Here is a 12,828-nt window from a genome sequence, read left to right as displayed (position 1 = left end):
TCAGGCGTCGGCGGTCTGCTTCTCTTCGTGTTCGGCAGCCAGCTCGGCCGGGCTCTCCCGGGTCACGAGCATGGTGTCGATGCGGTTGCGGCGGCCCGTGGCGCCCTCGGCCTCCAGGCGCAGCCCGGCGATGGTGGCCACCGCGCCCGGGATCGGCACCCGGCCGAGCGCCTGGGCGAGCAGCCCGGCGACCGTCTCCACCTCGTCGGCGGGCAGCTCGACGTCGAACAGCTCGCCAAGGTCCTCCACGGGCAGGCGCGCGGTCACGCGTACCCGGTTGTCGTCGAGGCGCTCCACGGGCGGGCGCTCGTCGTCGTACTCGTCGGTGATCTCCCCGACGATCTCCTCAAGGATGTCCTCGATGGTGACCAGCCCGGCCGTGCCGCCGTACTCGTCGACGACGATCGCCATGTGGGTGCGTGCGGCCTGCATCTCCCGCAACAGCTCATCGACGTGCTTGGACTCCGGCACGTACGCGGCGGGGCGCATGACCTGGCGCACCTCCTCGGTCGCCGGCTGCTCGCGCCGCACGAGGTCCTTGAGGTAGGCGATGCCGAGCACGTCGTCGACCGTGTCGCCGATGACGGGCAGGCGGGAGAAGCCCGAGCGCAGCGCCAGGGTGAGGGCCTGCTTGACGGTCGAGTCGGACTCGACCCAGACCATCTCCGTGCGCGGCACCATGACCTCGCGGGCGATCGTGTCGCCCAGCGCGAAGACCGAATGGATCATCTCGCGCTCGTCGTGCTCCACCACGCCGCGCTGCTCGGCCAGGTCGACCAGCTCGCGCAGCTCCACCTGGCTGGCGAACGGGCCCTCCCGGAAGCCGCGGCCGGGGGTGACCGCGTTACCGATCCGGATGAGCAGGGTGGCCAGCGGCCCGAGCGCGCGGCCGAGCCAGCGCACCAGCGGCGCCATGGCCGCCCCGACGGCGTACGAGTGCTGCCGGCCGATCGTGCGCGGGCCGACGCCCACGGCCACGAAGCTGACCACGCTCATGACGCCCGCGGTGAACAGGGCCGCGGGAAAGTCCGTGCCCCACGCGTCAAAGGCCAGAATCGCGACGAGGACGGTCGCCGTCAGCTCGCACGCCAGTCGCAGGAGCAGCAGCAGGTTCGTGTACCGCGGCACGTCGGCGGCGATGATCTGCAACGACTTGGCGCCGCGCCGGCCCTCCCGGGCCATCTCGGCCGCGCGGGCCGGGGACACGGTCGACAGGGCCGCGTCCGACATCGCGAAGATGCCGGCCAGGACGACCAGGACCACCGAAACGATGATCAGAGTGGCCTCGGACACCCTCGGCTCCTCATCGGGCGGCTCGCCACCCCTCCAGCAGCTTGGCCTGCAGGCCGAACATCTCGCGTTCCTCGTCCGGCTCGGCGTGGTCGTAGCCGAGCAGGTGCAGCACGCCGTGCACCGTCAGCAGGTGCATCTCGTCGGCCGCGGTGTGCCCCGCGGCGGCCGCCTGCTTGGCCGCCACCTCGGGGCACAGCACGATGTCGCCCAGCAACGCCGGCTCCGCGCCGGTCTCGGCGGGGCCGTGGTCGATGGTGCCCTCGTCCATCGGGAAGGCGAGCACATCGGTGGGGCCGTCGCCGCCCATCCACCGATGGTTCAGCTCGGCCATGTACCCGATGTCGACGAGCAGGATGCTCAGCTCGGCGAGCGGGTTGACGCCCATCTCGTCGAGGGCGTACCGGGCCACCGCCAGGATGGCGTCCGTCTCGACGGCGGCCCCGGACTCGTTGGCGATCTCAATGGACACGGTGCGAGTTTCCCCTGGTTCAGTTCAACGCCTGCGCGCGGCCCGGCCGCCACGACCCTGCACGGCGTGCACCACCGGCGGGGCCTCCTGCTCGGCGTCCCACCGCGCGTACGCGTCCACGATCTCACCCACGAGCCGGTGACGGACGACGTCCGCGCTGGAGAGTTGCGCGAAATGCACGTCCTCGACCTCGTTGAGGATGTCCCGCACCACCCGCAGGCCGCTCTTCGTGCCGCCGGGGAGGTCGACCTGCGTGACGTCGCCGGTCACCACGATCTTCGAGCCGAAGCCGAGCCGGGTGAGGAACATCTTCATCTGCTCGGGCGTGGTGTTCTGCGCCTCGTCCAGGATGATGAACGCGTCGTTGAGGGTCCGGCCACGCATGTACGCCAGCGGCGCGACCTCGATCGTGCCGTTGGCCATGAGCCGCGGGATCGAGTCGGGGTCGATCATGTCGTGCAGCGCGTCGTACAGCGGGCGCAGGTACGGGTCGATCTTCTCGTTGAGCGTGCCGGGCAGGAAGCCCAGCCGCTCGCCGGCCTCGACGGCCGGCCGGGTGAGGATGATCCGGTTGACCTGCTTGGCCTGCAGGGCCTGGACGGCCTTCGCCATGGCCAGGTAGGTCTTGCCCGTGCCGGCGGGGCCGATGCCGAAGACGATCGTGTGCTCGTCGATCGAGTCCACGTACTTCTTCTGGCCCAGCGTCTTGGGGCGGATGGTTCGCCCGCGACGGGAGAGGATGTTGAGGGTCAGCACCTCGGCGGGCCGCTCGGTGGTGCCCTCCTCGAGCATGCCCACCGTACGGCGGACGGCGTCTGTGGTCAGCGTCTCGCCTTTCTCGATGAGTTCCAGCAGTTCGGCGAAGATCCGCTCGGCCAGAGCGTTGTCGGCCGGCGCGCCGGAAATGGTGATCTCGTTGCCACGCACATGCACGTCGCTCGCGACCGTGCGCTCGATCAGGCGGAGGATCTCGTCGTTCGAGCCGAGCAGGCTCACCATCTGCTGCGGATTATCGACCGTGATCTTGGTCTGCACGCGCGGCTGTGCCGCTGGGGGTGGACTGGCGGTCATATCTCGGCCCGGCGGGCCTAAGCCACCTGCTCTCCGCAACTCGACAGCACTGGACCCCTCCTATGGTATCGGGCCGACCCCCGGAAACGTCTAACGGATAAGTCGGACCATTCGCGCCGCTTTCCGTCACGGCTGCCGGACGTCGTACCCATCGAACGTCTCCTGCACACGCGTGAACCGGTACGTCGCCCAGTGCATCCGCACCACCGCGCCGGTCGCGTCGCGGGTGAGCCGCAGGAACTCGCCGGCCTCCCGCCCGGAGACGGTCCGCAACAGGTCACGGTCCACCGGCTCGAAGACCGCCGGCGGCTTGCCGGCCGGATCGTCGGCGCCGCGCGCCCGCAGCGTCCCGTCCTTGTAGAAGAAGACGTACTCGAAGCCCTCGCCCCACCAGCGGCCGAGGATCGAACGCAGGTCGGGCGGCGCCGCCGCACCGGGCGCCCACGGCGTGATGTCGACCGGGTCGTCGGCCTCGGCGGCGGCCAGCAGCTCGTGCGGCAGGTTCAGGATCGGCACGGCGGTACCCGAGGAGCCCAGCACGGCCGCCCCGAACGCGGGCGGGGTGTCCGGGCCGCCCCGACGCCCGTACGCGCCCGCCAGGAAGCCCGGCATCGCGCCGTCGTGACCCACGTGCGTGATCCGCTCGCCCTGCGGGATGATCAACAGCCCCAGGCCGAACCCGGCCGCCCACAGGCTCTCGTCGGTCGTCGTGCGCGGCCATCGCATTTCGTCGAGCGTCTGCGCGCGCAGCACGGCGCCGGTCGGATCGACCACGGCCGGGTCGACGAGGAACGCGGCCCACCGCGCCAGATCGGCGGCCGTACCCCACAGCTGCGCGGCCGGTGCGGCGGCGCCGAAGTTTATGGGCGGCTCGGGCCGCGAATGATCCGAGTACGTGTCCACGAGGTACCCGACCGCGCCGCGCGGCTGCCGGTCGGGGCTGATGCTGGTCAGCCCGAGCGGCTTCGTGACCTTCTCGGCGAGCACCTCGGCCCACGTGCCGCCGCGCCGCTTCGCGACCGCCTGGCCCAGCAGCGCCATCGCCAGGTTGGAGTAGTGGAACCGGCGCGCGGGCGGCAGGGCCCGCTCGACGCGCGCGAGATCGGCCAGCAGTCCGCGCTCGTCCGGGGCGATCAACGTGTCCCACACGTCGCCGAACGGCTCGCGTTGCAGGCCAGCGGTGTGCGACAACAGTCGCCGGACGGTCAGCTCGCCGTGCCGGGGCACATCGAGGTGCCGGCCGATCGGGTCGTCGAGCTCGATCAGGCCTTCGTCACGGCACTGCATGACGAGGACGGCCGTGAAGGTCTTCGTCACCGAGCCGATCCGGAACCGGGTGTCCGCGTCGAGCGGCTCGCCCGGCACCCCGCTGTCGCCGACCTGCAACGTCCACAGCGGCCGGTCGCCCCGGTGCACGGCCACCGACAGCGCGGGCACCCGCGCCTGAGCCTGCGTGCGCCGCACGATCCGTGCCAGCCGCCGATTCTCGCCCGTCCCACTCACCCGCGGCAGCCTACCCGCCCCTCTCACGGGCAGGGGTGCGCGCGTCGAAGCCGCGAGGGTGCGCACTCCGGCCGCGGGCCGCCGGGGGCGTCAGCCCGGAGGCCAGGTGAGAGGGCGGCCCGAGAGGACGTGGGCGTGCACGTGGTGAACCGTCTGGCCCGCCGCCGGGCCGGTGTTGAAGACCAGGCGGAAGCCGTCCGTGGCGCCCTCGGCCGCGGCCACCTCGGCCGCCGAGGCGAGCACCTCGGCCGCGAGGTTCGGGTCGGCGCCGACGAGCGCGCCGACCGTCGGGTGGTGGTCGCGGGGGATCACGACGACGTGGCTGGGCGCCTGGGGGTTGATGTCGCGGAACGCCAGCGTCGTCGGGGTCGAGTGGACGACCGTCGCGGGGATCTCGCCAGCGACGATGCGACAGAACAGACAGTCGTTGCTCACACGGCGCATCCTAGGCCGTCCGGGCCGTAACTACGCCCAGCGGCCCAGGCGGGCGCTCAGGACCGCGAGCGCGGCGACACCGGCCGTGGACGTGCGCAGCACCTCGGGCCCGAGCCGGACGGCCCGGGCGCCCGCCGCCTCGAACGCCGCCAGTTCCTCGCTGGCGACGCCGCCCTCCGGACCGATGACGAGCACGACCTCTCCAGCGGCGGGCAGCTCCACCGCCGCGAGGGGCGCGGTTGCCGACTCATGGAGCACCAGGCCGAGCGCGGCCGAGCGCAACCGCGCGGCGAGAACCGTGGTGGACGCCGCCTCGGCCACCACCGGCAGCCACGGGCGGCGGGCCTGTTTGGCGGCCTCCCGCGCGGTGTCGACCCAGCGTTGGCGGGATCGCTCGCCGCGCTCCTCGCGCCACCGGACCACCGAGCGGGCGGCCGCCCACGGGACGATCTCGTCCACGCCCACCTCGGTCATGGCCTGGACGGCCAACTCCCCCCGGTCCCCCTTGGCGATGCCCTGGGCGACGACGAGCCGGACCGCGTGCGGTGGCGCGTACTCCCGAGCGACGACGCGCACCGACAGGGTGCCGCGCCCGACGGCGGTGACGACCGCGGACGCCGTGGCGCCCCGGCCGTCGGCGAGGATCAGCTCCTCGCCGACCCGCAGGCGTTGCACCGTGGCGGCGTGATGGCCCTCGGGCCCGTCCAGCGTGCACAGCTCACCGGACGGGACCTCACTGACCAGGAAGAGCGGCTTGCTCACGCGTGCCCGTTGAACGCGTCCCGGATCGAGGAGAACAGGCCGCCCTTCTGGCGGGAGACCTCGGCGAGCTCCTCGCCGCGCAGCGAGGCGAGTTCGCGCAGGAGGCGCTCCTGCTCCGGGTCGAGCTTCGTGGGCGTCCGCACGTCGAGGTGGACGTGCAGGTCGCCACGGCCGGTGCCGCGCAGGTGGGGCACGCCCCGGGCCCGCAGCCGCATGGAGGCGCCGGGCTGGGTGCCGGCCTTGACGTCGACCGTCTCCTCGCCGTCGAGGGTCTTGATGGTCAAACGGGTGCCGAGCGCCGCGGCGGTCATCGGCAGAGTGACCCGGCAGTGCAGGTCGTCGCCCTTGCGGGAGAAGACGTCGTGCGGGCGCTCGTGGATCTCGACGTAGAGGTCGCCGGCCGGGCCGCCGCCGGGGCCGACCTCCCCCTGGTTGGCCAGGCGGATGCGCATACCGTCCTCGACGCCCGCCGGGATCTTCACGGTGAGCGAGCGGCGGCTGCGCACCCGACCCTCGCCGGCGCACTGCGGGCACGGGTGCGGGATCGTCGTGCCGAACCCCTGGCAGGTGGGGCAGGGGCGGGCGGAGACGACCTGGCCGAGGAAGGTCTTCTGCACCGACTGGATCTCGCCGCGGCCGGCGCACGTCTCGCAGGTCTGCGGGTGGGTGCCGGCGGCCGTGCCGGCGCCGCTGCACGTGGTGCACAGCACGGCCGTGTCCACCGTGATCGGCGCGTCCACCCCGAACGCGGTCTCGTGCAGGTCGAGGTCGAGACGCAGGATCGCGTCCGCACCGGCGCGCGTGCGCGGTCGCGGGCCGCGCGAGCCGCCCCCGCCGAAGAACGCGTCCATGATGTCCTGGAACCCGACGAACGGGCCCGCGCCGCCGGGACCCGGTCCGCCGCCCTGCGGGGCCAGCGGGTCGCCGCCCAGGTCGACGATCTCCCGCTTGCGCGGGTCGGAGAGGACCTCGTACGCGGCGTTGATGTCCTTGAACTTCTCGTGCGCCGCCGGGTCCGGGTTCACATCCGGGTGGTATTCCCTGGCCAGTTTGCGGTACGCCCGCTTGATGTCATCGGGAGACGCCTCGCGCCGCACCCCGAGGATGCCGTAGTAATCCTTGGCCACGTGAGTCCCAAGTCCTCTTCTCGTCAGCTGCCCTCGAGCACGTCGCCAAGGTAGCGGGCGACGGCCCGCACCGTGGCGATGGTGCCCGGGTAGTCCATCCGGGTGGGCCCCAGCACGCCCAGGCCGCCCACCATGGTGTCGCGCGGGCCGTAGCCTGTGGCGACCACCGAGGTGCTGCGCAGGTCAACGATCTCGTTCTCGTCGCCGATGCTCACGTGCGCTGTGGTCTGGCGCACCTGGCCGAACAGCTTGAGAAGGATGACCTCCTCCTCAAGGGCCTCCAGCACGGGTCGCAGGGACCCGGCGAAATCCAGCACGTTGCCCCGGGCGAGGTTCGCGGTGCCCGCGATGGTCACCCGCTCCTCGGCGCGTTCGACGAGCGTTTCGAGCAGTACGGTGGACAGCGACGCCATGGCGCCGCTCAGTTCGGGACGGACCTGCTCGTGGAAACCCTGCACGAGGACGGGCGCCTCGGCGAGGGGACGCCCGACGAGCGCCTCGTTCATGGTGGCACGGAGTTCGACGACGTCGTCGGCGCCGACCGGGCCGGGCACGTCGACGAGCCGCTGCTCGACCCGGCCGGTATCAGTGATCATGACCACCATCAGCCGGGTCGTGGAGATCGAGATCAGTTCCAGGTGGCGGACCCGGCTGCGCGACAGGCTGGGGTACTGCACGATCGCGACCTGGCGGGTCAGCTGCGCGAGCAGCCGGACAGTGCGATGCACCACATCGTCGAGGTCGACCGCCCCGGCCAGGAACCGCTCGATGGCCCGGCGCTCGGCCGGGGTGAGCGGCTTGATGCGGGACAGCTTGTCGACGAACAGGCGGTAGCCCTTGTCCGTGGGGACCCGGCCGGCGCTCGTGTGCGGCTGACGCAGGTAGCCCTCCTCCTCGAGGACCGCCATGTCGTTGCGCACGGTGGCCGGGGAAACGCGCAGGTTGTGCCGCTCGACCAGCGCCCGGCTGCCGACCGGCTCCTGGGTGGCGACATAGTCCTCGACAATGGCGCGGAGCACGTCGAGTTTGCGGTCGTCCAGCGCCATCCCGTCGTCCTCCCCTCTCCTCGCCCGCGTTGGCACTCCGAAACGGTGAGTGCCAGTCTACGTCGCGCTGGCCATGGACCGCGACGCGCGTAGCGTGGCGTGACAGGCACTCACGGTCGCGACACTCAGGGGGCGCGCATACTAGCGCGAAAATCCCGATAGCCCTACGGTGACCCCCATGACTGAGCCTCCCCTCAACCCGCCGCCTCCGCCGCCGCCCGGACCTGGGCTGCCGCCGGCCGGCTACGCCAACAACGATGAGAAGACCTGGGCGCTCGTCGCCCACTTCGGTGGTGCCGCCGGCGCCCTTATCGGCACGGGCTGCGCAGGCTGGATCGCGCCGCTCATCGCGTTGCTCGCCAAGGGCAACGAGTCGCCGGCGGTGCGCCAGCACGCGGTCGCGGCGCTGAACTTCCAGATCCTGGTGTCGATCGTCGGCATCATCGGCTGGATCACGACCTGCATCCTCATCGGTTTCGTGATCTGGCTCGCCGCTATGGCCGTCGGCATCATCTTCGGCGTCCTCGCCGGTCTCAAGGCGAACGAGGGCCAGTTCTACAAGTACCCGATCTCGGTACCGCTGGTGAAGTGACCACGCTCATGACCGGGGTGCCGCGCGGCGCCCCGGTCACGGCAACAGGTCGCGCACGACCGCGTCGGCGAGCAGCCGCCCGCGCAGCGTCAGCACGGCCCGGTCGCCGTCGAGGCGCAGCAGGCCGTCCTCCGCGAGCCGTTCGGCGTCCGCCGGCCGCGTCAGCCTGTCCAGCGGGAGGCCCTCGGCCAACCGCAGCCGCAGCATGACCTCCTCCATGTGCCGCTCGTCAGCGGTGAGCGTCTCCCGGCCCGCCGCCGGCGATAACCCGTCGGCGAGCGCCGCCGCGTAGCGCGCCGGGTGGCGCACGTTCCACCAGCGCACGCCGCCGACGTGGCTGTGCGCGCCGGGCCCGAAGCCCCACCAGTCGCCGCCGCGCCAATAGATCAGGTTGTGCCGGCACTCCTCGCCCCAGTTGGACACCTCGTACCAGGTCAGGCCCGCCGCGCTCAGCGCGGCGTCCGCGGCCAGGTAGCGGTCCGCGGCCACATCGTCGCTCGGCGCGGGCAGCTCACCACGGCGTACCCGCGCCGCGAGGCGCGTGCCGTCCTCGACGATCAGGGAGTACGCCGAGACGTGGTCGACGCCGGCCGCGATCGCGCTGTCGAGGGAGGCGGCGAAGTCCTCGGCGCGCTCCCCCGGCGTTGCGTAGATGAGGTCGAGGTTGACGTGCTCGAACCCCGCCTCGCGCGCCTCGACGGCGGCCCGCGGGGCGCGGCCCGGGGTGTGCTGGCGGTCCAGCACCTTCAGCACGTGCCCGGCGGCCGACTGCATGCCCAGCGAGATGCGGGTGTAGCCGGCGTCACGCAGCAGGCGCAGCGAGGCCGGGCCGACCGACTCCGGGTTCGCCTCGGTCGTGATCTCCGCGTCCGGCGCCAGGCCGAACGTCTTGTCGATCGACTCCACGATCCGGGCCAGGTCGCCGGGCGGCAGCAGGGTGGGCGTCCCGCCGCCCACGAAGATCGTCTGGGCGGGCGGCGCGGCGCCTCCGAGTACCCGCCCCGCCAGCTCGATCTCCCTGGTCAGGGTGTCGACATACGCCGCCTGGCTGGCACCGCCGCCCAGCTCGGCCGCCGTGTACGTGTTGAAGTCGCAGTAGCCACAGCGCGAGGCGCAGAACGGCACATGCACGTAGACGCCGAAGCCGCTCGCGCCGATGCGCCGCGTGGCCGAGTCGGGCAGCGACCCGTCGGGCGGGGCGGGGTCGCCGTCGGGCAGCGTGCTGGGCATGCCTCCCAGTGTGCCGTAGCGTGCGGTGATGACCAGCCCGACCGTGGACCTCACCGTAGACAACGCTGTGGCGACCCTCACGCTCAACAGCCCGGCCAACCGCAACGCGCTGTCGTTCCGGCTCATGGATGAGCTGGCCGCCGCGCTGGCCGCGGCCGTGGCGGACCCGGCCGTACGGGTGATCGTGCTGTCCCACGCCGGCCCGGTGTTCTGCGCCGGGGCCGACCTGCGGGAGACGTCGGCGGCGGTCGCCGCCGGCACGCCGCTGCCGGTGATGCGGGTCGCGGAGCTGCTCGCGGACTTCTGGGAGTGCCCGAAGCCGGTGATCGCCCGGGTCGGCGGTCCGGCGCGGGCCGGCGGGCTGGGCCTGCTGGCCACGGCTGATCTTGTCGTCGCTGCCGAGTCGGCGACGTTCGCGTTCACGGAGGTGCGCCTGGGCGTCGTGCCGGCCGCGATCTCGCCGGTCGTCCTGCCGCGGCTCACCCCGCGCGGCGCCGCCGAGCTCTACCTCACGGCCGAGCCGGTCACGGCCGCCCGGGCCGCGGACTTCGGGCTCGTCACCGCGGTCGTCGGCGGCGACGGGCTGGACGCGGCCGTCGCGGCGTACGCCACCGCGCTGGTGAAGGGGGCGCCCGGCGCGCTCGAGGCGACCAAGCGGCTGTGCCGCGACGGGGCCGGCGCGGTGCTCGGCGAGGGTCCGGCGCCGTCCGCGATGCGCGCGCGCCTCGTGGCGGCCGCCGCCGTGTCCGCCCGCACGTTCGCCGGGGCGGAGGGCCGCGAGGGATTGGCCGCCTTCGCCGACAAGCGACCGCCCACCTGGGGCGTGACACCCGACCGGTGACACGCGCGGGCGCACCCCGCATGATCACCCGCGCCGGCGACACTCGTTAAGGCGAACGTGAGTAGACGAACGATTCGCGGCGCGGTCGTGGCGCTGACCGTCGCGGCCGGTTGCCTGGTGAACGCGCCGACCGCAGCGGCGGGGACGGCCGTCGTGCACTCGGACTTCGAGAGCGGCACGTTCCAGAACTGGGCCGCGCTGTCGAGTCCCACCGTCATCACCAACACCTCCGGCGTGGCGCACAGTGGCAGCCGCAGCCTGCTGGTGTCGGGGCGGTCGGCCATCGCGCACGGGCCCGCCCTCGACGTGACGGGCGCCATCCGGGTCGGCATCCGCTACCAGCTGTCCGTGTGGGTGCGGGCGCTGAGCGTCGCCGCCAACGTCAACGTGACCGTGAGCCAGACCTCGGCGGCGAGCGAGTCGGCCGTGCAGGTCGTCAGCAACGTGACCGTCGGCCCGACCCGCTGGGTGCGGCTGCGGGGGATCTACACGCCCCCGATCGGCTACGACCGGTTCCGGGTGCGCGTCGAGACCGGCAACGGCGTGGAACCGTTCTACATCGACGACTTCGTCCTGACCGTCCTCGAGTCGACGCAGCAGCCGGTCGTCACCGGCCCCGCCAACGGCGCCGCCGTCACCGACCGGCCGACCATCGCGGGCGTCGGCGCGCCGTTCACCACGGTGACGGTCGCGGAGGGCAGCTCCGTGCTGTGCTCGGCCCGGGTCAACGCCTCCGGCGACTGGCGGTGCGTCCCGTCCACCGTGCTGTCCACCGGTACGCACACGGTGACCCCGACGGCGCGCGACGCTATCGGCATCGCGACCGCGGGCCACCCGGTGACCTTCATCGTGAACCAGGCGAGCGCCCCGGCGGCCCCGGCGATGCCCGTGATCGGCTCGCCGCGGATGGGTGCCACGCTGGCCGGCGGGCGGGTGCCCGTCTCGGGTACGGCCCCCGCGTCCACAGTGGTCACCGTCTCCGAGGACGGCCGGGCCCTGTGCACCGCGCAGGCGGGTACGGACGGGGCGTGGAGCTGCACGCCGGGCGGGCCGTTCGGCCCGGGCCGGCACATCCTCTACGCGACCGCCCGCGACTCGTCGGGCCGGCTCAGCGCGGCACGTCCGGTGACCTTCTATGTGGACACGCTCGTGCCGTGGCCGCCGGCCGTGCACTCGCCCGCCCCGGGCGCGATCGTGCTGACCCGGCAGCCGTACGTGTCGGGCGTGGCGGAGCCGGGGGTGACCGTACGGGTGACCATCGACGGCGTCGTCGCCTGCGTCGTCACGGTCGCCGCGAACCGCACGTGGAGCTGCGTGCCCCGCGAGTCGGTGCCGAACGGGCGGCACACGCTGACGGCGACCGCGGTCGACGCGGCCGGCAACTGGAACACGTCACGGATGACGACATTCTTCGTCAACGTGGTGTAGCGCCGCATACTCATGGCCTCCGGTGGCGCGGCCCGGCTAGGGTGGCCACCGGAGGTCAGGCATGCGGCTTCGGTCCGTGGTGGGGGTGCTGGTGGTCCTCGCCGTGATCGCTGGCGTGGGCGCCTTCGTCGTGCTGCGACGCGTCGGCCCGAACCTGCCCGGGCTGCTCCTGGGCCAGGCGTGCAGCGTGCGCGCCGACAGCGGCGCCGTGTCGCTGGACACCGGGCAGATGGCGAACGCGGCGACCATCGCGGCCGTGGGGCTGCGGCGCGGCGTGCCGGAGCGCGCCATCGTGGTCGCGCTGGCCACCGCCCTCCAGGAATCCGAGCTGCGCAACCTCACCCACGGCGACCGTGACTCGCTCGGCCTGTTCCAGCAGCGCCCGAGTCAGGGCTGGGGCTCCGCGGAGCAGGTCCGCGACCCGCGCTACGCGGCCGGCAAGTTCTACACCGCCCTGCTCAAGGTCAAGGGCTGGAAGGACATGCGGGTCACCGAGGCCGCCCAGCGGGTGCAGCGCAGCGCCTATCCCGAGGCGTACCAGAAATGGGCCGACGAGGCGCAGGTGCTCACGGACGCCCTCGCCGGGCACGCGGCCGGGGCGGTGACGTGCCTGCTGTCGGGCCAGCCGGGCAGCCGCGGGCCGGTGGCCGCGGAGCGGCTGAGCGCCGCGATGCGCAAGGACTGGGGCGACAAGCTCACCATCGCCGGCACGGCGAGCACCGGGGTGGAGCTGGCCGCCCCGTCCGACAGGGCGGGCTGGCAACTGGCGCACTGGCTGGTGGCCCACGCGAACGAGCGGGGCGTGCGGGTCGTGCGGTTCGGTACGCGCGAGTGGCGCTCCGACGGGCGGGGCTGGCAGCGCGTCGACGCGGCGGGCGGCGGCGCTGGCGAGCGGGTCGTTGCGGAGGTCTTCGCCCCGGCGTAACCGGCGCCCTACGGCGCGTGAGGCTGGTCACAGCGCCGAGCTATCCGCACGCCTCGCGGGTGACCGCGCGCCGACAACCGCCGTTAGGATCGGCCGGTCACCCCGT

General features: G+C 73.0%; 13 protein-coding genes. 4 read left to right on the top strand and 9 right to left on the bottom strand.

What is annotated here, in order from left to right; all coding sequences use genetic code 11:
- From ABD191_RS15605 to hrcA, 8 genes are all read right to left on the bottom strand, one after another.
- The gene (locus ABD191_RS15605; RefSeq protein ID WP_344082149.1) at window positions 1–1,293 is read right to left on the bottom strand and encodes a hemolysin family protein; all 1,293 of its coding nucleotides are present in this window, start codon (window positions 1,291–1,293) and stop codon (window positions 1–3) included.
- A gap of 10 nt (window positions 1,294–1,303) precedes the next feature.
- Window positions 1,304–1,762, bottom strand: coding sequence for an rRNA maturation RNase YbeY (gene ybeY / locus ABD191_RS15600; protein WP_344082147.1), 459 nt, complete (start codon window positions 1,760–1,762; stop codon window positions 1,304–1,306).
- A gap of 24 nt (window positions 1,763–1,786) precedes the next feature.
- Entirely contained in the window at window positions 1,787–2,833 is a 1,047-nt protein-coding gene (locus ABD191_RS15595; RefSeq protein WP_344082145.1) for a PhoH family protein, read from the bottom strand.
- 126 nt (window positions 2,834–2,959) lie between these two features.
- Window positions 2,960–4,336: a serine hydrolase domain-containing protein gene (locus ABD191_RS15590; protein ID WP_344082143.1), complete on the bottom strand. Its 1,377-nt coding sequence runs from the start codon at window positions 4,334–4,336 to the stop codon at window positions 2,960–2,962.
- A gap of 90 nt (window positions 4,337–4,426) precedes the next feature.
- Complete coding sequence (locus tag ABD191_RS15585; RefSeq protein ID WP_344082141.1) at window positions 4,427–4,771, bottom strand: HIT domain-containing protein; 345 nt, start codon at window positions 4,769–4,771, stop codon at window positions 4,427–4,429.
- A gap of 30 nt (window positions 4,772–4,801) precedes the next feature.
- Window positions 4,802–5,533 carry a 16S rRNA (uracil(1498)-N(3))-methyltransferase gene (locus ABD191_RS15580; protein ID WP_344082139.1) on the bottom strand — a complete coding sequence of 244 codons (732 nt, stop codon included), beginning with the start codon at window positions 5,531–5,533 and terminating at the stop codon, window positions 4,802–4,804.
- On the bottom strand, window positions 5,530–6,660 hold the full coding sequence (gene dnaJ, locus ABD191_RS15575) for a molecular chaperone DnaJ (protein ID WP_344082137.1): 1,131 nt from the start codon (window positions 6,658–6,660) through the stop codon (window positions 5,530–5,532). The genes ABD191_RS15580 and dnaJ overlap by 4 nt, the downstream gene beginning before the upstream one ends.
- A gap of 23 nt (window positions 6,661–6,683) precedes the next feature.
- Window positions 6,684–7,706, bottom strand: coding sequence for a heat-inducible transcriptional repressor HrcA (gene hrcA / locus ABD191_RS15570; protein WP_344082135.1), 1,023 nt, complete (start codon window positions 7,704–7,706; stop codon window positions 6,684–6,686).
- A gap of 178 nt (window positions 7,707–7,884) precedes the next feature.
- On the opposite strand from hrcA, the gene ABD191_RS15565 reads away from it, so the two are divergent.
- Complete coding sequence (locus ABD191_RS15565) at window positions 7,885–8,298, top strand: DUF4870 domain-containing protein (protein ID WP_344082133.1); 414 nt, start codon at window positions 7,885–7,887, stop codon at window positions 8,296–8,298.
- Window positions 8,299–8,334: 36 nt separating this feature from the next.
- Here ABD191_RS15565 and hemW read toward each other — a convergent pair whose 3' ends face one another.
- Window positions 8,335–9,528 (bottom strand): radical SAM family heme chaperone HemW, encoded by a 1,194-nt coding sequence (hemW, locus tag ABD191_RS15560; RefSeq protein WP_344082131.1) that lies wholly within the window; start codon window positions 9,526–9,528, stop codon window positions 8,335–8,337.
- Between the two features lie 28 nt (window positions 9,529–9,556).
- On the opposite strand from hemW, the gene ABD191_RS15555 reads away from it, so the two are divergent.
- The 3 genes from ABD191_RS15555 to ABD191_RS15545 all read left to right on the top strand — a co-directional run bounded on the left by ABD191_RS15555 (window position 9,557) and on the right by ABD191_RS15545 (window position 12,722).
- The gene (locus tag ABD191_RS15555) at window positions 9,557–10,369 is read left to right on the top strand and encodes an enoyl-CoA hydratase-related protein (RefSeq protein WP_344082129.1); all 813 of its coding nucleotides are present in this window, start codon (window positions 9,557–9,559) and stop codon (window positions 10,367–10,369) included.
- A gap of 57 nt (window positions 10,370–10,426) precedes the next feature.
- Window positions 10,427–11,797, top strand: a complete 1,371-nt coding sequence (locus ABD191_RS15550) for an Ig-like domain-containing protein (RefSeq protein WP_344082127.1) — start codon at window positions 10,427–10,429, stop codon at window positions 11,795–11,797.
- Between the two features lie 61 nt (window positions 11,798–11,858).
- Complete coding sequence (locus ABD191_RS15545) at window positions 11,859–12,722, top strand: hypothetical protein (RefSeq protein ID WP_344082125.1); 864 nt, start codon at window positions 11,859–11,861, stop codon at window positions 12,720–12,722.
- Window positions 12,723–12,828 lie beyond the last annotated feature (106 nt).

Origin of the sequence: Luedemannella helvata (assembly GCF_039528415.1) — a bacterium.
GTDB lineage: Bacteria > Actinomycetota > Actinomycetes > Mycobacteriales > Micromonosporaceae > Luedemannella > Luedemannella helvata.
The sequence above is the reverse complement of the archived record's forward strand: the minus strand, read 5'-3'. Positions and strand labels throughout refer to the sequence as shown.

Excerpts from the sequence above, each read along its gene's own strand:
- ABD191_RS15595 (WP_344082145.1), bottom strand. The coding sequence starts at position 2,833 with ATGACCGCCAGTCCACCCCCAGCGGCACAGCCGCGCGTGCAGACCAAG.
- hrcA (WP_344082135.1), bottom strand. The coding sequence starts at position 7,706 with ATGGCGCTGGACGACCGCAAACTCGACGTGCTCCGCGCCATTGTCGAG.
- ABD191_RS15565 (WP_344082133.1), top strand. The coding sequence starts at position 7,885 with ATGACTGAGCCTCCCCTCAACCCGCCGCCTCCGCCGCCGCCCGGACCT.
- hemW (WP_344082131.1), bottom strand. The coding sequence starts at position 9,528 with ATGCCCAGCACGCTGCCCGACGGCGACCCCGCCCCGCCCGACGGGTCG.
- ABD191_RS15555 (WP_344082129.1), top strand. The coding sequence starts at position 9,557 with ATGACCAGCCCGACCGTGGACCTCACCGTAGACAACGCTGTGGCGACC.
- ABD191_RS15545 (WP_344082125.1), top strand. The coding sequence starts at position 11,859 with ATGCGGCTTCGGTCCGTGGTGGGGGTGCTGGTGGTCCTCGCCGTGATC.